At 52.7% G+C, this 21,075-nt stretch carries 19 protein-coding genes; 2 read left to right on the top strand and 17 right to left on the bottom strand.

What is annotated here, in order from left to right; genetic code table 11:
* Positions 1-24: 24 nt before the first annotated feature.
* The 9 genes from AC0YNV_RS01835 to AC0YNV_RS01795 form a co-directional block, all read right to left on the bottom strand.
* Positions 25-975, bottom strand: a complete 951-nt coding sequence (locus AC0YNV_RS01835) for a 6-phosphogluconolactonase (RefSeq protein WP_475765351.1) — start codon at positions 973-975, stop codon at positions 25-27.
* A gap of 31 nt (positions 976-1,006) precedes the next feature.
* Complete coding sequence (locus AC0YNV_RS01830; RefSeq protein WP_475765349.1) at positions 1,007-1,717, bottom strand: PIG-L deacetylase family protein; 711 nt, start codon at positions 1,715-1,717, stop codon at positions 1,007-1,009.
* A 71-nt stretch (positions 1,718-1,788) separates the two neighbouring features.
* Positions 1,789-2,523, bottom strand: coding sequence for a metallophosphoesterase family protein (locus AC0YNV_RS01825; protein WP_475765347.1), 735 nt, complete (start codon positions 2,521-2,523; stop codon positions 1,789-1,791).
* Between the two features lie 22 nt (positions 2,524-2,545).
* Positions 2,546-3,220 carry an HAD family hydrolase gene (locus tag AC0YNV_RS01820; protein WP_475765345.1) on the bottom strand — a complete coding sequence of 225 codons (675 nt, stop codon included), beginning with the start codon at positions 3,218-3,220 and terminating at the stop codon, positions 2,546-2,548.
* A 194-nt stretch (positions 3,221-3,414) separates the two neighbouring features.
* Positions 3,415-4,983 (bottom strand): extracellular solute-binding protein, encoded by a 1,569-nt coding sequence (locus tag AC0YNV_RS01815; RefSeq protein WP_475765343.1) that lies wholly within the window; start codon positions 4,981-4,983, stop codon positions 3,415-3,417.
* 209 nt (positions 4,984-5,192) lie between these two features.
* Complete coding sequence (locus AC0YNV_RS01810; RefSeq protein WP_475767256.1) at positions 5,193-6,950, bottom strand: sensor histidine kinase; 1,758 nt, start codon at positions 6,948-6,950, stop codon at positions 5,193-5,195.
* 476 nt (positions 6,951-7,426) lie between these two features.
* The gene (locus AC0YNV_RS01805) at positions 7,427-8,506 is read right to left on the bottom strand and encodes an AI-2E family transporter (RefSeq protein ID WP_475765341.1); all 1,080 of its coding nucleotides are present in this window, start codon (positions 8,504-8,506) and stop codon (positions 7,427-7,429) included.
* A 196-nt stretch (positions 8,507-8,702) separates the two neighbouring features.
* Complete coding sequence (locus tag AC0YNV_RS01800) at positions 8,703-9,488, bottom strand: class I SAM-dependent methyltransferase (RefSeq protein WP_475765339.1); 786 nt, start codon at positions 9,486-9,488, stop codon at positions 8,703-8,705.
* Between the two features lie 27 nt (positions 9,489-9,515).
* Positions 9,516-10,256, bottom strand: a complete 741-nt coding sequence (locus tag AC0YNV_RS01795) for a methylenetetrahydrofolate reductase (RefSeq protein ID WP_475765336.1) — start codon at positions 10,254-10,256, stop codon at positions 9,516-9,518.
* Positions 10,257-10,402: 146 nt separating this feature from the next.
* Here AC0YNV_RS01795 and AC0YNV_RS01790 point away from each other — a divergent pair, with 146 nt between their 5' ends.
* Positions 10,403-11,827: an RsmF rRNA methyltransferase first C-terminal domain-containing protein gene (locus AC0YNV_RS01790; RefSeq protein ID WP_475765334.1), complete on the top strand. Its 1,425-nt coding sequence runs from the start codon at positions 10,403-10,405 to the stop codon at positions 11,825-11,827.
* Between the two features lie 501 nt (positions 11,828-12,328).
* On the opposite strand, the gene AC0YNV_RS01785 is transcribed toward AC0YNV_RS01790, so the two are convergent.
* The 6 genes from AC0YNV_RS01785 to AC0YNV_RS01760 all read right to left on the bottom strand — a co-directional run bounded on the left by AC0YNV_RS01785 (position 12,329) and on the right by AC0YNV_RS01760 (position 18,704).
* Complete coding sequence (locus AC0YNV_RS01785) at positions 12,329-13,123, bottom strand: Cof-type HAD-IIB family hydrolase (RefSeq protein ID WP_475765332.1); 795 nt, start codon at positions 13,121-13,123, stop codon at positions 12,329-12,331.
* Between the two features lie 78 nt (positions 13,124-13,201).
* On the bottom strand, positions 13,202-13,966 hold the full coding sequence (locus AC0YNV_RS01780) for a pseudouridine synthase (RefSeq protein WP_379113723.1): 765 nt from the start codon (positions 13,964-13,966) through the stop codon (positions 13,202-13,204).
* Positions 13,967-15,949, bottom strand: coding sequence for an RsmB/NOP family class I SAM-dependent RNA methyltransferase (locus tag AC0YNV_RS01775; protein ID WP_475767254.1), 1,983 nt, complete (start codon positions 15,947-15,949; stop codon positions 13,967-13,969).
* Between the two features lie 313 nt (positions 15,950-16,262).
* The gene (locus AC0YNV_RS01770) at positions 16,263-16,787 is read right to left on the bottom strand and encodes a DUF309 domain-containing protein (protein ID WP_475765330.1); all 525 of its coding nucleotides are present in this window, start codon (positions 16,785-16,787) and stop codon (positions 16,263-16,265) included.
* Positions 16,788-17,591, bottom strand: a complete 804-nt coding sequence (yjbM, locus tag AC0YNV_RS01765) for a GTP diphosphokinase (protein WP_210045717.1) — start codon at positions 17,589-17,591, stop codon at positions 16,788-16,790.
* Positions 17,592-17,609: 18 nt separating this feature from the next.
* The gene (locus tag AC0YNV_RS01760; RefSeq protein WP_475767252.1) at positions 17,610-18,704 is read right to left on the bottom strand and encodes a quinone-dependent dihydroorotate dehydrogenase; all 1,095 of its coding nucleotides are present in this window, start codon (positions 18,702-18,704) and stop codon (positions 17,610-17,612) included.
* Between the two features lie 193 nt (positions 18,705-18,897).
* Here AC0YNV_RS01760 and AC0YNV_RS01755 point away from each other — a divergent pair, with 193 nt between their 5' ends.
* Positions 18,898-19,038: a hypothetical protein gene (locus AC0YNV_RS01755; RefSeq protein WP_475765327.1), complete on the top strand. Its 141-nt coding sequence runs from the start codon at positions 18,898-18,900 to the stop codon at positions 19,036-19,038.
* Here the strand turns inward: AC0YNV_RS01755 and AC0YNV_RS01750 are convergent, their stop codons facing one another.
* Both AC0YNV_RS01750 and AC0YNV_RS01745 read right to left on the bottom strand, forming a co-directional pair.
* Positions 19,039-20,439: a L,D-transpeptidase gene (locus tag AC0YNV_RS01750; protein ID WP_475765325.1), complete on the bottom strand. Its 1,401-nt coding sequence runs from the start codon at positions 20,437-20,439 to the stop codon at positions 19,039-19,041.
* Positions 20,440-20,754: 315 nt separating this feature from the next.
* Positions 20,755-20,991, bottom strand: coding sequence for a ferredoxin (locus AC0YNV_RS01745; RefSeq protein ID WP_210045714.1), 237 nt, complete (start codon positions 20,989-20,991; stop codon positions 20,755-20,757).
* Between the last annotated feature and the right edge of the window lie 84 nt (positions 20,992-21,075).

Here is a 21,075-nt window from a genome sequence, read left to right as displayed (position 1 = left end):
CGGGCCCATTCCTCAAGCCGGATCTCAATTAATTTCCGCATCAAGCGGACCGGCGAGTTCCCTCAGGAAAAACAATTTGCCCGGAAGTGTCGGCATATAGGTGGAAGGCAGCCACATGTCGGGGCCGTAGCGCAGTGTTGTCCAGAGCGAAAGCCCCTGCCACTGCATGCCGCGCCCCAGAGCGCCGTCGCAGCCGCCGATGACCCTGTCGGATTGGAGAAACAATCCTGGTCCAATGGTATTCGCGCGGCAGGGCACCAGCGTTGTGCGGCTTTTGAAGCTGGTGACGGCATTTTGTTCAATGGTCAGAGGATGGAGCTTCGCGCCAAGCCGGTGCGTCTCTTCCCGCCACTGCTGTTCAGTGCTGAATTCCGCAGCGAAATGCGGCTCCCAGAAAGCAATATGCAGCATGCGGCCGATCCCGAAGACGGTGATAAGCTCGGCCCCATCCTTCCTCAGCCTCTCTATCCTGGATGCATAAGCCGGCAAGCTGTCCGCTGTAGCAAAATTTCGCTGCATTACCGGAACCGTCAGCTCGCCAAGCGGCCCGTAGAATGCCTGCTCCATCGCATATTGAAAAGATCCTTTATTCTCCGGCGGCAGCGTGCGCCCATCCCCGTCGCTCCATTCATCCATGTTAAAGCCGTGGACATGCGAGCAATCCACCTGCCACTCTTTCAGAAAATAGACCGCCCATTTATACATTCCCATCGGTCCAGCCGGCAGTATGATCGCCAGCTTGCGGCCCGCTTCTTTGCTTATCCGGATTTCCCGGGCGATTTCATGGCCCATCTTCACATCCAGCTCCTGCACCTCTTCACAGGAAACCGGCTGAAAGTCCGCATGCCAAAAGGCTTGAGGCTCCTGAATGCTTTCCGGGCTGTTCGCGCAGCATTGGTCGATTCTGTCCATATCCCAGCCCGCAGGATAGAAGCCTTCCAGCATGGAATCCTTCAGCGTTCGCATAAAATTCATCGCCGTCACGCTCCTGTTCTTCTATTAACCGTTAAGGGAGAAGCCGCTCCGTTGTCAGACGCGGCCATGCCTGGCATTGCTGAAAGCCTTCCGCGTACGCTTTGCCGCACTGCAATCCGCGAAATTTGGAAACGGTCCGGACAAAATCCAGAAAATCGATGCCGTCATGCTCATACAGCCATTTGATCTGGCTCTGATGACAGTCGTTCATTTGAATTTTAACATCAATGAAATCCGATATATCCACATATTCGGTCGGCAGAAAGCCTACGCCCGCAAGCGTATCCATATAGAAAATCGGGGCAACTTTTTCATGTGCGGGCAATCCGTTTTCGACTGTATAATGGGGCACGGTTGCTGCGAAGCTGGCATCAAACACCGCCCTGGATACCTCCATATGATCCTTCATATAATCCTCGGGCGGGTGCGTGATGATATAATCGGGCTTCACCTTGCGGATCACCCCGGCCAGCCGCCCGATCAGATCGGCCTCATCCGACTTGACCGTCAAATCGGGCTTATTCAGGCTGATGACCTGAGCGCCGATCAGGGCCCCCGCATTCCTGGCTTCCTGCTCGCGAATCTTGATCAGATCCGCAGGCGCAATGACTTTATGCCCTTTATCCCCATTCGCCACATGCACCATCGTAATTCCATGCCCCTGTGAAGCAAGCTTTGCCAATGTTCCGCCGCAGCCGATTTCCAGATCATCCGGGTGACACCCGACAGCGAGCACATTCACGTGGATTCCTCCTCCTGTCGTTCCAGCTCCTCATCGCCTTAGCCAGATCGTTTATTCTCCTTTTTATCCATTCATCTCTTCTGTCTGCCCCGGTACACAGCCGTTCTGAGCTCCAGCGAATAAGACTCCAATTCAGGCATCTCCGCCTCAACCGCCTGCCGGATCGCAAGATCAATATCATACGGGACTCTCACCAGCTGGATGCCAAAAGGGGACAGCTCCGCACTATGCAGCTGCCCCTCCAGTATCGCATAAGAAGCCTGGTTAATCTCCAGGGGGTTGCCCACGCTTCCCGCATTAAATAATGTTTTTCCTTCGAAATTCTGCACGTAAGCATTATGAACATCGCCATATCCAATAACATCCGCATCGCCCGCATACTCGCAATATTCGGAATGCCGGAATAAGGACAGTCTCGACTCATGGGTATCCCATGGCTGAATCCGTTCATGCACACTGCGGGGTGAGGCATGGAACAGTCTGATATGTCTGCCGCTCATTTCAAACTCATGGATCATCGGCAGACTCCGGAGGTAATCCAGCCGCCCCGGGCCCAAATTGTTCTGATGCCAGATGATTGTGGGGTATTCGCTGTCTTTAGCCATAATCTCATCCCAATTTCCCCTGACCACAATCGTACAGACCTCTCTGACGCGGTCAACTGCCTTATCCCCGCTTGGACCTTTGCCAACCAGATCGCCCAGACAATAAATGGTTGAGATCCCCCGTTTATGAATATCCGCTACCACCGCGTCCAATGCAGGGATATTCCCGTGAATATCCGAAATAACGGCTATTCGATCCATGAAATCACCTCAGTGTTTTCGTTTAATTGACCTTGTGGCGCGCACTCAGAAATGCGATGACTTCTTCCAGACTCTTGTCTGTCATGGAGTCGATCAGAAGATCATAATCCGCAAACGCAAACTGTCTGGTCATTTCGTTCGGCACGACCACGCAGTGAAGTCCGGCCGTCCTGGCGGCATTGAAGCCATTCAGGGAATCTTCGAAAGAAATCGCTTCATCCGCCGCAACCTGAAGCTTGCCCAGACTTTTCAGGTAGAGCTCGGGATCCGGTTTAACCTTCGATACCTCATCCGCTGTCGTGACATAATCAAAGTACTCCGTCAGTTGAAATTGATTAAAGAAAGGCTCAATCCATGAGATGGTGGAACTTGTCGCCAATGCCGTCTTTAAATTCAGCTTCCGTGCCGCCTTTAAATAATCCATCACACCGGGACGCAGAGCCGATTCGAACAACAGCTTCGAGTAAATAGCCTGAAACTTCGTACGGACGACTTCCGGGTCAATGGTTTCTCCAAGACAATCGGATATGTACGTGTAGGGATTGAAGAGATCATGGCTGGTACCTACGCATTTGGCGTATTCCGCCAGGGGCAGCTCCGCTCCATATTCGCGGTATACCTCGCAAAATGCATGATAGGATGGCGTTTCCGTATCAATAATCAATCCGTCAAAATCAAATACAACTGCTCGAATCATGCAGGATCACTCTTTTCTGTCAGGATGTCTGTCTGTTAACGGAGATCCATTTCACCGGGCTCCTACTCAAAATCATACAACAGATTGATGGGCAAGTGTAACTTATCAATAGAATCATTTTATGCGTGTTTACGGCTGATCCATGCAAACAGGGATGCTCCATTTTGGAACATCCCTGTTTTACGCCTGGCTTTTTATTTTTTGCTTGCCAGATAGGTATCGATTTGCTTTTGCGTCTCCTGCAGAATCTTGTCAAGACCATTGTTTTTCTGCTTCTCAATATAATCCGCGACAGCTTCATCCACATTTTTGACCATCCCGAATTCAATCGGTCTGCTGATTTCCTCCGTCGCCTGATCGCGCTTGGCTATTTCATTCTTCATGGCATCTTCGGCGATAAACAAACCGTCAATCGGGGAGTTCACATTGTTTGGCTGGCTGGCGAATTCCGCTTCCTTCAACCAGAAATCCTGGCCGTAGGTCATTGTCGGACGCATGAACTGCGGCTTCCAGAAGGCCCACTGCCCGCCCCACTCCATATAGTTGCTGGTTGTCGTCGTCATGCCTTCCGGATACTCGGTCGCTTCGCCATTGAGCACATAGGTTTTGCCTTCAATGCCGTACTGCACCAGATCGTACAGCGTCTTGTCGGTTTCTATCATATCCAGGAAACGCAGAACACGATCGGGATGCTTCGAATTCCGGTTGATGGCGACTACATTGGCCAGCGCAGTCCGGTTAACAAACTTTTTATCGGGATAGAGCAGCGACGTTTGCTGCTTGTAGTTCGGATCGGCGAAGCCCGGATCAGCATTCGCCCATTCATGGGAGGTGACGGTGAAGAGCGTTTTGCCGTTTCTCCACTGCGCGGCTCCGTCCTCCTTGTCGATCATCGCATCGCGGTTGATCAGCTTATCATCATACCATTGCTTGGCCAGCGCCGCTGCTTCCTTGAAGAAGGGCTGCTGCTCAATCGGTTGAATCTTGATAGCCGGATCATTCAGGTAGAAGCCGAGCCCGTGAAAATTAAGATCCACCCACTCATCACGAATCATATAAATGGATAGCGGCGTCGTCCGCGACAGCTTCTCGTTCGGATACGCTTTCTTCAAATCACGCAGCAGTTTATCGATATCTTCTATCGTTTTGATGGAATCGGGAGCTATCGTGATTCCGGCCTTCTCGGCCAGATCGGCCCGCCACCCGGCGAACTTGCGCTCATTCATCTTCATCGTCCACGGAAGCCCGACGATTTGACCGTTTACGGTAGCCGCGGACAGCGTTCCCTGCTCTTCATATTTTTTGTTCAGATTGGGAGCATATTTCGGAAGCAGGTCATTAAGAGCCATATATGAGCCTTTAGCCGCCATTTGCTTGTAAGACAGCCAATCGCCGTCGAAGTTCATATCCCAGTCGTCCCCGGATGCGGCCATGACCAGCATCTTATCCTTGAAATCGCCGAAAGGAATGAAGTTGACAGTGAAGCGGATATTAAGCCCCTTGGATTTCACATAATCGCTGATTGCAGACCAGACCTCATCGGTCGCCGCCTTCTTGTCCCCGCCAAAATAAAACTTGAGCAGCACCTCGTCTTCCTGCTCCGGCGCCGGTTCGGCCGCTCCGTCGGTTTTTTCGGACGTATTGGCAGGCTGATTCGACTGATTCGGCTGATTGCCCTCATTGCTGCTGCTGCACGCAGCAAGCAGCATTACAATTAGCAGCGCGGCCATGAACAGCGGTATTCTTGATTTTCTTCCTGGCATCTGGACTTCTCCCCTTACTTGATCGAATGATGTTTCAAATCTTGATAGTATTATCATAAGTTTGGGGGCAAAAGGTTACTATGAGCTAATCTTATCCTTTGCGGTGCGATATTAGCCTGTTGACCGAGACTTCTGCTTGAGGGAAGGCGCACACTATTCTTAAGCTTCCTTAGTATGGTGCCGTGCGCAAATAACGGCAAAAACCGACCCTATCGGACGGCTTCCGCCACCTCCCCCCGCAGCGTCTCCTCTTCAAGAATCGGATGCCGCAGGGTGATCTTCGTCCCGATTTCCGGGCCTGTTTCGATTTTCAGCTTGTAGTTGTCACCAAAATACAGCTTAAGGCGGTCATTCACATTCCGCAGCCCGACGCCTCTATGCACAGGCTTGCCGCCATGATCCATGTCCCTGTTCAGCTGTAAAAGCGTCTCGTCCGGAATGCCTTTCCCATTGTCCACAATATCGATGACCATATCCTTTCCTTCCCTGCGGGCGGAAATCAGAATTTTGCCTTTCTCAAAATTGTCCCGTATGCTGTGCTGGATGGCATTCTCTACCAGTGGCTGAAGCAGCAGGCGCAGAAACGGACTCGACATCGCTTCGCTGTCGCAGGCATACAGGATTCGCACCGTTTGGCCCATCCGGGCCTGCTCGATCAGGACATAGGCCTTGACCTGCTCGATTTCACGCGCCAACGTCGTAATTTCATTCCCCTGATTCAAGCTCAGCCGCAGCAAATTGCCAAGTGCCGAGACCATTTCACTGATATCGCTCCGCCCGTGGCTCTCGGCCTTCCAACGAATGGACTCCAGCGTGTTGTACAGAAAATGCGGATTGATTTGATGACTGAGCACCTGGAACTCCAGCTCCTTCTTCTTCCTCTCGGACCGGGAGGCCTCCTCTACCAATCCTTCTATCCGCTGCGTAAGACTGTTTACCCCCCGGTACAGCCAGCCCACCTCGTCCCCGCGGGAGGAATAGGGAAGCTGCCTGAAATCCCCGGTTTCCATTCTTCTCATCAGCCGGACCAGCTTAGCAATAGGCTGCGTATAATTAATCGTGATATAGACGACTACGCCCAGGCAGCAGATTAAATAGATAATGAGAAAAATAATGAGCAGCCGGTTAATCTCATCAATCGTTCCCGTTAATTCCTGAAGAGGCGTAAGGCTGACAATCGACCAGGGAACGGAATCCATTTTGACAAAAGTAGCCAGATAGGTTGTGCCCTCCATGGTAATGGACTGCGAGCCCTCCCTTCCTGAATGAATAAGCTCATTAAACCGCGGCGAAGGGAGCAGGCTGCCTGTCCATTCATTACGGCCGGAATCGAAGAAAATCATGCCCTCATCATTGAGAAGCAGCAGCTTCTGCTCAATCAATTGATCCGATGGCGAGAAGAAACGCTTCAACTGGTCCTCGGACAAATCGGTCGCAATGATTCCGCGGGGAATCTGATCGTAGAGTCCCGAGAATCTTTTTACATAAGAAAGCAGCGGCTTGGAATATTTGCCCCGCTGGGGCATGGACAAATGCCATGTCGGACTGATCGAGGCTTTGGATTCCAGAAACCATTCCTCTTCTCCAACCTCTACGGATTCACCGATTGTGCTCATATAAGAGGGATAGTGGGAGGGATTGATAGGGTACACATGCACCCGGAATGCATCGATCAGGGGCGTACTCGGATACAGGATCGTCAACAGGTTGACCGTGAACGCTTCTTCCTCGGCCTGATTGCCGGGCTCCTTCTCCAGCAGCTCCTGGAGCTGTTTGTTGCCGATGAGATCATTCACCTGGTCGTTGACAGAATTCAGATAGATTTCGAAATTTTTTCTGGCCTGCTGCAAATAGCTCATGGACATGGTCGTATTGGCATGGGAAATCCCTTCGATCGATTTGATATGCGCGTAATAAGCGAACAGCAAAAAAGGGACGATAATGATCATAAAAAAGATCAAAATCATCCTGTTGCGAAAAGACGATGTGAAGCGCAAAGAGACTTTATTCATCCGTCAATTTTCAAAAGAAGCATGATGCGCCTCCCCCTCTCTTCGATGATGATAGCCATTAGGACATCAATGTTCTACAATCTTATACTTGTTGCAAATCAAGATGCAATATGGCATTCTTAACTCTTTGTGGGACATTCATGCCGGATTGCTGCCCTTGATACAAGGAGTGCCAGCGATTTTACAAATCCATTGGATATGGCAGGTCCGCTGCATATTTATAGAATACATTATTTGGTAACCGTCTGTTAATAGACAATCCTCGCAGCAGATCTGCCATAGAAAAATAACGGGATACAGAGACGTGCAAGTCTCCTATCCCGTTATTTATTCTTGCTTATGATTCGGCTGCATTCATCATATTCATATCCGCATGTCTAACTTCATGTCATATCACGCTTCTTGCAAGTGTCCCGATGTCCCGATCCAAGTTACGCATTCTCCCAGCTCTGCTTGAAGAACAGCTGATAGACCTTCGTTACAATGATCTTGAGAATCATGTAAATCGGTATAATAAGCAGAATCCCAATAATTCCGGCCATATCTCCTCCCACCAAAGCAAGGATGATCGTCGTCAGAGGATGGATATCCAGCTGTTTGCCAAAAACATACGGAGCAATCAGATTATCCTGGATTTGCTGTGCCACCAGAATAATAATAAGCGCCCAGATTGCCGTCGTAGGCGATTCTATAAACCCGATAATGACAATCGGAACCGCCGAGAGAATCGCACCGACAAATGGAATGAAATTCAAAATAACAGCCACTACGGTAAGCAGCAAAGCATAAGGCAGCCCGATAATGAGAAAACCGCAATACATCAGAACACCCAAAGACAGATTCACGATCACTCTGCCCACGATAAAACCACTTAGCGCATTGTCGATTTCGTCCATAACCTCGTTTCCTTCATCTCGAAACCGTTTTGGCATAAAGCTGACAATTTTGCGCCCGAAATTCCCGCCTTCCTTTAGCATATAGAACAAAATGATCGGGAAGATAAACAGGATGATGGCGAAATTGGAAATGATCGAGAACAGGCTCGTAAAATAATCCGTCAGCACGCCAAAACCTTTGTTCAGAAAATCGGTTAACCGGTTGAGCGGGCTAAGGTCCCCAGGGAACAGATTTCCGATAAATCCGTTCTTCTCCAGCTTCTCCACCTGCTCGCTGAGCGTATTGAACAGGGTCGGCGCATTATCAACCAGATTCACAAGCTGCGTCCGCAGGGAAGGCCATACCCCGATGCTGAAACCTACCAGAACGATGGCAACAACCAGGTAGATCAGCAGGATCGACAGCGCCCGGTTTATTTTATAGCGTTCCATCATGTTTACAAGCGGCCGGAGCAAATAATAGAAAAACACCGATAGCATCAACGGAACAATGATAATGCTGAATAGAGACAGGATGGGCTTGAAAATAAAATCCACCCGCGATCCCAAATAAATGATCCCTATCACCAGAAGGATCGCGATACACAATCGGATAAAGCTGTTCAATTTGATCATTGCTTGTCCTCCCCTGTCATTTCCGGTTTCCTTTATTTACCCACTTCCAGCACAAATCCGACCGTTTCTCTCACGCTCTCATTATCTCCTATGAATCCCCGTGCATCAACCGGCTGGTCCTGTTATCAAAAAAAATGACCACCCGTATGCTCTATACGGACATGGTCATCAAAAATTTCATATTTCGTTAATTTCTCTATTTCCCCTTCACAGCCTGAAATAAAGCCGACTCCCCTGTAAAGCTGACCAGTTCTCCAGCTTCATCCCTGGTGATCGAGAAATAATCAATCACCTGCGGCTCGGCCTGAAGCATGGATGCTGCCAGCGCAGCCCGTTCGTCTTCCGGCAACCCGGATCTCTCGCACCAGGAACGATAATCAAACGTTTTCGGAAAACACGTCATCCCTTCAATCCGGAATCCCGTCGTTTCGATCATACGGATCCATTCGGATTTTTTATAGGCGCGCACATGGCTTGCGTCTCTGTGCTTCTCGATCCGGTTATAGAATTGATCGAACGCGTCGTTCTCCGGCGTAATATTGTCAATCAGCAGCAGCCTTCCACCTGGCCTTACGACCCTAAGCGCTTCCGCCAAAAAAGCTCCCACATCGGCAAAGTGATGAGCGGCGATCCGGCAGGTGACCAAATCAAAGGAATGCTCGTCAAAAGGCAGCGCCTCCGCATCCCCCGCAACGAAATCAATATTGGCATGTCCATCGCTGCGGATAAACGCAGCTGCGGTATTGAGCATATCCTCCGTCAAATCATAGGCAATCACATGATGCACCAATGGAGCGAGCGCTTTGGCCACATGTCCCCCGCCTGTTGCAATATCCAGTACGTTCATCTGCTTATTGGCATTGGATGCGGCAACCAGCTGCGCCAAATCCTCGCCTTTGGCATGAAGCGGACTTGTGATATACTTTTCGGCGTTTTTGCCGAACTGCTGCTGTACCTGTTTTTTGATGGAATCTGACGACATGAATTTTCCTCCTTTATGTTCCAGCTTTTATTGAAAAATCCCCGTTAAATAAGCGGCAATATCATTTTTGATCGGCATGAAGTAGATATTGCTGCCACTTCCATAAGCATAATCCAGCGCCTTGCGGCCAAACGCAATATTCCATTCCAGCGTAGGCTCGAAATCCGCAGGGAAGAGGGCTTTATTTTTAACCTCCCAGTAATTTCTGGACTTCACGGACGTTACCGGCGATACTCCCCAGAAGGTATCAACTGGCTCCAGCAGCTTCAGGTACTTGTCCATCATGCGAAGATCAAAAAAAGGCTGTGTGAAAAATCCGTCAGCCCCCGCATCGAGCTTTCTTTGTGCATACTCATATTCGGCCTGCACATCGCTTCGATAGGGATCCAATGCGGCATAAATCCGGGTCTCGGGGCTTGCGGCCTTGATCTTCCTGATCAAATCGATGCTGGTGGTCGGATAAACGGCACGGCTCATATCCTGCGGCGCGTCGCCGGTAATGACGAGAATCTCTGAAATGCGATTGCGGTGCAGCTCTTCTAATAGTTTCATAGGAACATCGGGATCAAAATCAATAGCCCTTATATGCGGGATACTGTTCTCAAAATAGGGTTTGGATATGGCCGTGCCTTCCCAGCTGCGGATGCTCAGCCTGAGCAAATCCGGTATATTTACCGTATTGACGGATGGAAAATGGGTTTTGATAAATTGAAGCTCCTGCTGCAAATGCTCCGCTAGTCTTGGAACCAGTTCAATCGATATTCTCATAGGCACTCCTTTTTGTTGATAGCTTTATATCAAATTATAGCATGAATAGATTGCCGTATCAGGCTGTCCATTCGCCTCTTTATGGTATAATAATCTGCATTGTATTGCCCAGCCTGCCATCTCTGCTGAAAAGGAGCTAAAATACCGTGCCCGTCACACTCCCGGATGCTTTCATCCATCAAATGCGCCAGCTTCTGCCCCATGATATGGAAGCCTTTCTCCAGAGCTACAACGCCTCCCGGACCTTCGGCCTGCGGATCAATCCGCTCAAGCCCGCTGCCGGGCAGCCGCTGCTTGCGGAAGCTGTCCGGCAGTTCAGGCTGGAGCCTGTCCCATGGTGCGGAACCGGCTATTATTATGAAGAAGCGTCAAGGCCCGGCAAGCATCCATACCACATGGCCGGACTTTATTATATCCAGGAGCCCTCGGCGATGACGGCCGCGGAGCTGCTTGACCCTCAACCAGGCGAGCTTATTCTTGATCTGGCTGCTGCTCCAGGCGGCAAAACGACCCAGATCGCCGGAAAAATGGCCGGTCAGGGCGTTCTGATCGCGAATGAGATCCATCCCGCCAGAGCCAAAATATTAAGTGAAAATGTGGAGCGCTGCGGCATTGCCAACGCTATCGTGACAAGCGCCGCCCCCGATGAGTTATCCCGCCAGTTTCCGGGGCTGTTCGACCGGATTATGCTGGACGCCCCATGCTCGGGCGAAGGCATGTTCCGCAAGGATGAAGCGGCCATCAGTGAATGGTCGGTGGCGCATGTTGCCATGTGCGCGGCCAGGCAGGCGGATATTCTGGATCATGCCGCCATTCTGCTGAAGCCCGGAGGAAGGCTGGTTTATTCAACCTGCACCTTTAACCGTCTGGAGAATGAAGAGACGATTGCTGCCTTCTGTTCCAAATATCCGGCGTTCAGCGTTATGCGACTGGAACGCATATGGCCGCATATAGAACGGGGAGAAGGCCATTTTGTCGCTGTGCTCCAAAAAGCCGGGACTTCTTCCCCCGCGTTTGCTGGAGATGCTGGCGACAGCCCGTCTGCCGCGGAACAGCACCCGGGCAAGTCAAAGCGTGAGCGCCGCCGGAATCACACCGCAGCGGGAACCAACGGCCTCGAAGCGGATATGGCGCTCATGCGCGCCTTCGCCGAAACAGCGCTGCCCGGCGGATGGACGCTGGGGCCAGGCGAGCCGCTTCGCTTCGGCGACGCCCTCTATTGGCTGCCGCATCCGGCAAGCGGCGGCACAAGCCCCATCGGGGCAGGGGACCTTAACGGTCTCAAGGTCCCCCGCCCCGGCCTGCACCTCGGCGACGTGCGCAAGAACCGCCTGGAGCCGGCGCATGCTCTGGCTATGGCAGTCCCGGCTGGCGCCGCCGCATGGATGCAGAGCTACCGGCCCGAGGCGCCGGAGATCGCCGCCTTCCTGCGCGGAGAGACCCTTCCCGCACAGGAGAGCAGCACCGGCTGGGGCCTCATAGCCGTAGACGGCCTCCCGCTTGGCTGGGGCAAAGCCAACGGCGGCCAGATCAAGAACCACCTGCCCAAAGGGCTGCGGCGCTTCACCTGAAGGACACCAGCACGCCAGCTCCCGACACTCCCCGGCAGCTGCCTTCCATAATTGAGCGGCAGTCTCTGCGTATCACAGCAGGACATATGCCCAAATATGGCCGCAGCCTGGGCTGCTGTCCAGTCGCATGCCGGTTTTCTTCATACTATACTGTATACCGAGTACCGAAGATCATCATGAATGACCAGAAGAAACGGTGCCGGAATTATCTTTTCAGGGAGAAATTTGCTTGTCCGGAGCTGTCGGAGGATACGGAGGTTTCACTTCGGCCGGCGCAATATTGGTCCTGTTCATTCTGCTGGTCATCTTAACCTGCCGAATCCTGTACGGATCAATCCCGTTTGCGCACAAGAAGAGCTGGCGCCGTCCTTGGGCGGCGCATCAAGCTTCTTTATTTCAGAAAATACATATGACGGAAAGGCAGACTTCCTTACAGTAGTTAAGAATAAAACCGCCTGAGGGAGTTCCCTCAGGCGGTTTTGCATTCCCTATAAAGCCTCATCACCAGGCATAAGTACGCAGCGCATATGCGACACCATCTTCTTCATTGGAGAACGTCACCGCGCTCGCAGCTGCCTTAACCGCCTCCGGCGAATTGGCCATCGCAACGCCAAGTCCCGCGAAGGTCAGCATGCCGATATCGTTATAATAATTACCGATAGCCATCACCCGGCTGCTGTCGATGCCGCGCACATGCGCAAGCTGGGTAAGCGCCGTGCCTTTGCCGGCTTCCGGATGCTGTACATCAATAAAATATTCTCCGCTGCGTATCGGCTTTAGTCCGTCCTTCCACAAACTCCAGTCCGCCTCGATCCTGTCCATCTCCGCCGCGCTGCCAAATACCGTAAACTTTACTAGACCCTCCGGCAGAGGTGCGGCGCTATCCCGCCAAACCGGCTTCACCTCATAGCGTCCGTACATGGCCTCCGCTTCCGTGGTGATGCCTTCAATCATCAGATCAAACGCCGTGTTTATATCAAAATGATAGCCGCCCTGCAGGCAGTACTCCCGGAAACGGGCAAGCTCAGTGCCGGATATCGCATATTGATGAATCACCTCTCTGCGGTCCGCATCGACCGTCGCCGCTCCATTATGCGTAATCATCGTACCTGAGAGACCAAGCTCAGCGAGTACCGGCAGCGCATTGTTCGGCCCCCGTCCCGTGCACAGCACGATCTCCGCTCCGCGGGAGGCTGCCTCCCGCACAGCGTCACGCACGGCCGGAGTCAGTACATGACCGTCTGTGAGAAGCGTTCCGTCCACATCAAGCGCAATCAAATCATACTGAATCGACATCCTGTCCTTACCTGCCCTTCACAAAATCACGGTTGTTTGCCTCAACAAACAGGCTTAATTTATGCACAGCAAATACGTCTAGCTGTTCTTGACCTTCGCCTCTTTAATCAACATGAGCTGCTCCAGCTCCGTTTCCGTAAGCGGACGGTACTCACCAAGGGACAAAGCCGGATCGAGCGCAAGCGGTCCCATGGCGACCCGTTTCAGGTAGATGACTTTTTTACCCACGGATTCAAACATCCGCTTAACCTGATGAAATTTGCCTTCATGGATCGTCAGTGAAATTCGACTGTGCACTGCTCCCTCTCCCGCGGCTTCTTTACCGGTTATATGAAGCTCTGCAGGCATCGTCTGATACCCGTCGTCCAAAGCAACTCCCGCAGCAAAAGCATCCACATCCTCCCGGGTGACATCCCCCAGTACGACAGCCTCGTACGTTTTGGGCACATGCTTGCGCGGCGACAGCAGCTCATGAGCCAGACGGCCGTCATTGGTCAGCAGCAGCAGTCCCTCCGTATCCTTGTCAAGCCGACCGACAGGAAATGGCTGAAGCACCCGATCCACCGGATCAAGCAGCTCGATTACGGTTTGATCCCATTTGTCCTCCGTTGCCGAAATGACCCCCTGCGGCTTGTTCAGCATCACGTAGATCACTTCCTGGTACACAACCTTCTCGTCATCGAACAGGACAACCGCTGTTTCCGGATCAAGCGTGAGACCGTGATCCTTGGCACGGACGCCGTCCACGCTCACGCGCCCCTGTTTAATCGCTATTTTCACTTCGCTTCGCGAGCCGCAGCCCATATTGGCCAGCAGCTTGTCGAGCCTCATCTTCTTTGCCACTTATATCAACCTCCAACCGGCAGGCAGCTCATTCTTGAGCCAGCCTTCTCCGCCAACCTTGCCCCATCCAATGGGAAAATCATCCGCGCAAACCAGCACATAACCCTTTGCCGCGGCTCCAGCCGGCGTACTATGCTCCAGTTCGTGCGGATCTCCGTCCCGCGCATCGGACCGGCCATCCGGCTCCCCGGCCCGAACCAGACGCTCTGCATCGATATGCAGCGTCTCGCCCTTCAAATACCGGAGCGTCGCTTCATCATCCGCGCCCAGCCGCAGACTGAGCGCCGCTTCCCCGCGCCGCAGTCCCAGGGCCAGCGCCTGCGACGGCTCAAACCGGTGCGGGCCGGCTTCGCCGATGTACCAGCCGGCCCGCACGACCCGCAATCCGCCGAGCGAAGGCATGCCCGGCGGCTGCAAATAGACACGCGAGCCGTAAGCAACCAGCTCGCCGGTCCACTGCTCCGCGCCGATCAGCTGCTCGGCCGCGAATTTCCCCCAGGACGCCGCGGCATCCGGAGCCGTTCCGGGGCTGCTGCTCCCCTTGTGGGCGGAAGCGCGCTTATCGTCCCGCGCGACTTTTCCCCCATAGCTTATGCCGCCTGTTTTGTCCGCCCTTCCGCCGCGGAGGCCCTTCTGCCCGGCATGAATTCTGACGCTGTCCTGAGGATGGCTGCCCTGCCGGCTATGGGCTTTTTTACGGCTGCGCTCATCAGCATGACCTTGTCCACTGCTGTCTTGCGCTCCGTTAGCCTGACGCTTCGCCCCGGAATACCGTTCCTCGCGGACAGGCCATTGCGGATAACCTGACTTCTCTTGTTCATCAATCCCAGCTTTGCTGGCGGCAGTCCGCTTCAGCTGCCCGCCGTGGCTTGGCTTCCTTCCATGACGTTCAGGCTCCGCACCTGTTACGGCACCGCTTCGCCCGCCGTCGCTTGTCAGCTCATCAGCATCAACCGGTTTGCGTTTATACAGGACCGCTGCATAATGCCCTTCGCCTCCGGTCAAATGCGGCCACAAACGGACCGTACCCGAAATGCTTGCCAACCGCGCACGGCCCGTTTCGGCGTTCTCTCCGAGCTGGCCGACAAGCAGATTTCTTCCGGCTATCCGTTCCATGTCAGGATCTGTATCATTAACGGCACCAGCAGCCTCGGCAGCGCTCAATCCGATCCAATCCGGTCTGCCTGCCGCCCAACCATGGGCAAGCTCAATGGGGACAATCTCCAGCAACGGCTCCGCAATCAATAAAGCGGCAATTTGGGCTTCGTTTTCTTCAGGCGAGAACGTGCATGTCGAATAGACCAGAGTGCCGCCCGGCGCCAGCATCCGGCTCGCATGAACGAGAATATCCCGCTGCATGACGCTGCAGCGTTCCACTGAATGACGTTCCCACTCGGCAATCATCGATTCGTCCTTACGGAACATTCCCTCTCCCGAGCAGGGGGCATCCACCAGAATTCGGTCGAACCATCCCTCGAATACCTCCGCAAGCCTCCCTGGTTCCTCGTTCAGAATAACCGCATTCCGTACTCCGGCCAGCTCGATATTTTTGGCGAGCGCCTTCGTCCGTTCCCTGGCATTGTCGTTGGCTACCAGCACGCCGCTGCCCTGCAGCTTGGCCGCCAGCTGGGTCGACTTGCCCCCGGGAGCCGCGCATAAATCCAGCACGCGTTCGCCAGGCAGAACGCCGAGCAGCTCCGCGGGCACCATTGCGCTGGGTTCCTGAATATAGTAAAGCCCCGCATGATAATGCGGGTGCTTGCCTGGGCGGTCGGCTTCCTCATAATAGAACGCCCCCTGTTCCCATGGAACACCTGTCAATCTATCCGAAAGCAGCGATAGCTCGGCAAAAGCCGCCGCCGTCAGCTTTAATCCGTTTACCCGCAGTCCGAATTTGCGCGGCCGTTCATAAGAAGCAATAAAATCGTCATATTCGCCCTGCAGCATGATTTTCATTTTATCCGTAAACGATTGCGGCAGCATGATGCCCACTTGCCAAAACCCCTCCTGCCGTTTCTCTCGTTCATCTAAAAGCAAAGCATTTTTTTACCTTTGTAGTCATTAACATATTGTATTATACAGCGCCTGGCTTCACCAACTGCTTTTTTTCAGGCAATTCCGTCCAAGTGAGAACAAATGGCTGCTGCGAGGCAGATTTCTTCCCTCAGATTCCCATATTTAAAATAAACCGCCTGAGCCGCTTCGCCCCCCTATCCGGAGCAGGCCAGCGACAGACGGTTATTATCCCGGGTGGATATGATTGTGCCGGCAAGCCGGCTATCCGGGTTCATGACGCTCATAGCTCATCCTCCGCATGCAGGCGCTGCTCCAACGGAATTTGCGACATCGCCCCGACAAGCTGGCGAAGCTCATCATCCTGTACAAGCAGCCGAAAAGCTGCGAACGGAGGGGGCCCCGCAAGCCCGGGTCCAGGCCTCGTCAGAACAGTTTCACCGGCGGCTTCAGAGGCTCGATTGCCCTCGTCCACCATCCGGTTCACCCAGGAATGGAGCGGCGCAAGAACGCGGGCGATGTCTTGACGGAGCATTCCCAAATCCAGTCCCATCAGAACATCCGGGTATGAAGCAAGCTTATTCTCTGCTTGCGTGAACAGCTTCACAGCGCCCGAGTAATTATCATTGCGCCAATGATGCAGACCGACTGCAGCCTGAAGAAGGCCTTGATACAACGTATTCCGACCTTCCTCAAGCCACAGCTCCTCCATCACCTCATGGCATTCAAAGTAATCCTCGTCCATATTGAAAAGCACGATAAAATGAACGAAACGCTCATCATACCGTTCCTGCTCCCTGCCTCCCACTTACGAGCCTCCGCTCTTCTTGACCTTGATCAGCGCTGTACGGATTTCATCAGCCAGCATGCGGATGGCATAGCCGTCTTCTTTCTCCCACAGCTCGTTGAACCGCAGCTGGAATTGGACGGCTTCTCTGACCCTGTGGAAGAAATACAGGTCCTGGATATCGCTCAGCACACTCGAGACCATATTTGATTTTTCTTCGAAATCGCGCTGGGCATCCAGAATCTCCTTGCGGATGCTCGACATCTCCGAATCCAGTACCGCTGCGGCTTCGGCCGCTGTCTTGAGCCGGGTCCGCACATCATCAGGCAGGCTTTCTTTATATTTATAGTTAAGGGAATGCTCGATTGTTGCCCAGAAATTCATCGCGAGTGTCCGGATTTGCACCTCTGCCAGCACGATTTTAAGGCCGATTGCCGTCTGGACAGGATATTCTACAATCATATGAAAGCTGCGATAGCCGCTGTCTTTGAAATTCGTGACATAATCCTTCTCAAACACCAAGGTTAGATCCTTGCGGTTGCGGATCAACTGCGCCACACGATGAATATCATCGACGAATTGGCACATGATGCGGATTCCCGCGATATCCTCAATGCCCGTTTCGATGCTTTCCATGGGAACATTCAGACGCTTCGCCTTCTCCAGAATGCTTGAGATCCGTTTCACCCGTCCGGTTACAAACTCGATCGGCGCGTAGGTCTCTCTTGTTTTCAGCTCTGTACGAAGCGTCTTGAATTTCACCTTCAATTCCTCAACAGCCTGCTCATAGGGCTGTAAAAACAGCCCCCAATCTCTACCGTCCATCCAGCCGCCTCCTGTCTGTTATCTATGATCCGCACCGACTGCATCGGCGATCGTTTGATATCCGTCTCTGTGCAAGAGTGCTTTCATTCCATAAGTCAGCTCCCGCAGCAGCACCGGCCCGCGGTAAATATACGCCGTATAGATTTCGACCAAACTGGCTCCGGCGCGAATTTTATCGTATGCATCGTCCGCGGTAAAGATGCCGCCAGAACCAATAATGGGCAGTTTGCCGCCAGTCAGCCTATACACTTCGCGTATGACCTCCGTGGAGCGTTCCTTCAGCGGCCTGCCGCTGAGGCCGCCGGTTTCGCTCGCGTGCGGATGCCGGAGCCCCTCCCGGCTGAGCGTCGTATTCGATGCTATAATCCCGTTCACACCGCTCGCCGCAATGGTCTCCACGGTATATGCGAGCTGCTCGTTCGTCATGTCCGGCGCAATCTTGACCAGCACCGGCTTCACGGCCCCGCCGTTTGCCTTGGCCTGAGAACGCATCTCCTCCATAACGGTGGAAAGCAGCAGCCTCAGCTCATCGCCATGCTGCAGGGCGCGAAGGTCAGGTGTATTCGGCGAGCTTATATTGACAACGAAGAAATCGCCGTACGTATATAACGCTTTAATGCAGGCGCGGTAATCCTCATGCGCCAGCTCATTAGGCGTTGATTTATTTTTGCCGATATTGACGGCAATCGGAATGCTCCTCTTCTTCCCGTCAGCGAGCCGCTGCGCCATTGCTGCCGTTCCCTCATTATTGAATCCCATCCGGTTCACGAGCGCCTCGTCGGGCGGCAGGCGGAACAGTCTGGGGAGTTCATTACCTGCTTGTCCTTTGGGGGTCACCGTACCCACCTCAGCAAAGCCGAAGCCCATATTGGCAAACATATCCACCGCTTTCGCGTTCTTATCCAGGCCGGCTGCCAGCCCTACCGGATGGGGGAAATGTAGACCGAATACATCCACGGCAAGCTCCGGGCATTCCTTGACTCCGTACAGCGACCGCATCATAGCCGGGATTCCGGGAACCCGGCCCGCGGAATGCAGACCGTCTATAACGAGATGATGGGCTTTTTCCGGATCCATCCGAAACAGAATTGGTTTGGCTACTTTATACAACAACTTCTTCACTCCGTTCATCATGTTAGCTCTACGCAACATTTTAACGTGTTCAACTAAAAAAAGAAAGAGCCCGGCTCAGGCCATCAGCAGCACGAGCGGGCATTTATACTGTCTTTGTCGTTATTGCGGGCTATCAGGAAAACGGATACAATGAGATCACATCCTATTACCTATAAGAGAAAGGTTGATCCACATGAGCCAAACCAAGAAGAAACCGCCCATTCTAAAAACCAAACCAAAAGAAGAGGTTAACAAGAGGGCGCTGCTGTGGATCGGTGCCGTTATCGTTGTGATCGTCGCAGCAGTTGCGCTTCTGCTCGTATTCGAGAATTAATTAGTTCAGCCAGCGGTACACGACTTCCGGATTCGTTTCATCCTGCATCGGCTGCAAGCTGAAGCGCTCTGCAGCCGGCTTGGGAGCATCTGCAGGCAGAACCCCGCTCTTGATCTCCACCTTGGTCCCAAGTGGCACAAGATCGAACAGCTCCTCCACATCCTCCTTGTTCATCCGTACACAGCCATGCGATTCATCCTTGCCGATGCTTTGAGGCTCATCCGTTCCATGAATGGCATAACGCGTTCCGGACAGCGTCATTCCCCTGCTTCCAAACTCGCCGTCATCGCGCCCGTTCGGATTCTTGACCTTCTCGCTGATGTAAAAGCTTCCTGAAGGCGTCTTCTCGCCGCCAAGACCCACGTTATAGCTGCGGATGATGACATCCCCGCTCACGACGGCCAACGTGTGATTCTCTTGATCGACGATAATGGACAGCGGTTTATCCGGAAGCTCCATTTGCGCCGCTGCACTTGACCTTTCATTACCATTCGACTCTGCGCCGCCTGATCCGTTCCCGGCGGAATCGCCCCGGGCAGCTGCAGCCGCCTTTTGCCTCTGGAGAATATCCGGGAACAGCTTCCTCATTAATGAAGTTTCGCCGGACAGGACATTGTTCGGATAGGGGCGCACCATATCCTCAAGTTTGTTTGGCCAATGTTTAAACAGCTCCCGGTACTGTTCAATCGCGCTGGTCAGCGTCCAACGCTGCTCCTGCTGCTTGCTCCAGCTTCCATAAGCCTGTTTGGCTCCGGCTGCATCGCTTGGCTGGCAATTACAGGCTATCGCATCGTGAAGACTGACATTGAAGGCTTGTCCTTCTCCCTGCCGCTTGGTTGACAGCAGCATGCGGGTATTACCCGTCCATTTCCGCCAGCTGTCGTCCTGCTCCAGCATCACGGCAAGTCCGAGATCGGCCGACTTCTCCCCTCCTTCCATCAGTACGCCCATCGCCTTCCCCAGACCGCTGCTGTCGGCAGGCTTTACGAATGCCACCCGGACATCCGGACCGGAATTCTCTTCAGAGCCGGCCGGCAAATCATCAACCGCAGCACTCTGATCAGCAGCTTGTTCATCCCGGCTGCTTGGACCATCGGCAAAAGGATCAGTCAGAACAGCGCCCAATAGGAGCAGCAGCGCAATCAATGAACGGATAACCAGCTGCTTCATGCGCCGGCGGCGGTTCCACTGGGCAATCAGCTGCTGCGGCTCATTGGCAAGCGGATGCTGTTTGCGCTCAAATGCTTCATATATGCTGCCTGCCTTGAGAAAGCAATAATTCGCTTTCGCTTCTTTTTCTTCAATCACATACTGTTTGCCTAACAGGTACCATGCCATGCGATTATCGGGATGGTTTTGTACATAACGCTTCAAATACGCCATATCGTCCTGCTGCTCCATAGCCATCCCTCCCTGGAATCCGAGCTAACTACTATATCGGCAAAAGGCCGCCCGATTTGGAATCGAACGGCCCTAAATTTAATATTTTTTTATAAATTAGCGCAAAAAAGCAATAAAAAATAAGCCAAAACGTAAGAAGAACCGACTTCGCCATCTTTTTGGCAACAAAGTTAGTTACATCCCCAAAAATATAAGCAAAGGTTTATGGATTTCTATCCTTTCTTATATTTCAAAAAAGAATCCCGCCCTTGTCAGCACAAGAAACGGGACTCTTCCATATTACACGCGCTATGCTCAGGCTATACGCTTTTGGTATTACATATTGAAAGGTACGTCTGCGACTTTGATAGAATCGGTAGGGCAGCCGTCTGCCGCATCCTGCAAATCATCATATAAATCCTCAGGAATCTCCGTATTTCCTTTATTTGCGTCACCATCGAAAATCACTTCAGCCAGACCTTCATCGTCGTAATCATAAATATCCGGTGCCGTTGCTCCGCATGCTCCGCAAGCAATGCACGTATCTTTTTCAACCCAAGTGAATTTAGACATCGTATACCCTCCCAAAAGTGTTATGCATACACGCAGGTACAAATTCTGCAAAAAAGTTCGGCATGCATCAGCTTAGTTTTGTAA

Source organism: Paenibacillus sp. JT31N11, assembly GCF_056269285.1.
Note: the sequence above shows the minus strand (reverse complement) of the source record. Positions and strands in the feature narration are given on the sequence as shown.

Coding starts and splice junctions, on each gene's coding strand:
- AC0YNV_RS01745 (WP_210045714.1), bottom strand. CDS start 20,991: ATGTCTAAATTCACTTGGGTTGAAAAAGATACGTGCATTGCTTGCGGA.
- AC0YNV_RS01755 (WP_475765327.1), top strand. CDS start 18,898: ATGAGCCAAACCAAGAAGAAACCGCCCATTCTAAAAACCAAACCAAAA.
- AC0YNV_RS01795 (WP_475765336.1), bottom strand. CDS start 10,256: ATGAGAATATCGATTGAACTGGTTCCAAGACTAGCGGAGCATTTGCAG.
- AC0YNV_RS01805 (WP_475765341.1), bottom strand. CDS start 8,506: ATGATCAAATTGAACAGCTTTATCCGATTGTGTATCGCGATCCTTCTG.
- AC0YNV_RS01835 (WP_475765351.1), bottom strand. CDS start 975: ATGAATTTTATGCGAACGCTGAAGGATTCCATGCTGGAAGGCTTCTAT.
- AC0YNV_RS01785 (WP_475765332.1), bottom strand. CDS start 13,123: ATGTCGATTCAGTATGATTTGATTGCGCTTGATGTGGACGGAACGCTT.
- AC0YNV_RS01810 (WP_475767256.1), bottom strand. CDS start 6,950: ATGATTTTGATCTTTTTTATGATCATTATCGTCCCTTTTTTGCTGTTC.
- AC0YNV_RS01815 (WP_475765343.1), bottom strand. CDS start 4,983: ATGCCAGGAAGAAAATCAAGAATACCGCTGTTCATGGCCGCGCTGCTA.
- AC0YNV_RS01825 (WP_475765347.1), bottom strand. CDS start 2,523: ATGGATCGAATAGCCGTTATTTCGGATATTCACGGGAATATCCCTGCA.
- yjbM (WP_210045717.1), bottom strand. CDS start 17,591: ATGGACGGTAGAGATTGGGGGCTGTTTTTACAGCCCTATGAGCAGGCT.
- AC0YNV_RS01750 (WP_475765325.1), bottom strand. CDS start 20,439: ATGGAGCAGCAGGACGATATGGCGTATTTGAAGCGTTATGTACAAAAC.
- AC0YNV_RS01800 (WP_475765339.1), bottom strand. CDS start 9,488: ATGTCGTCAGATTCCATCAAAAAACAGGTACAGCAGCAGTTCGGCAAA.
- AC0YNV_RS01820 (WP_475765345.1), bottom strand. CDS start 3,220: ATGATTCGAGCAGTTGTATTTGATTTTGACGGATTGATTATTGATACG.
- AC0YNV_RS01775 (WP_475767254.1), bottom strand. CDS start 15,949: ATGCTGCCGCAATCGTTTACGGATAAAATGAAAATCATGCTGCAGGGC.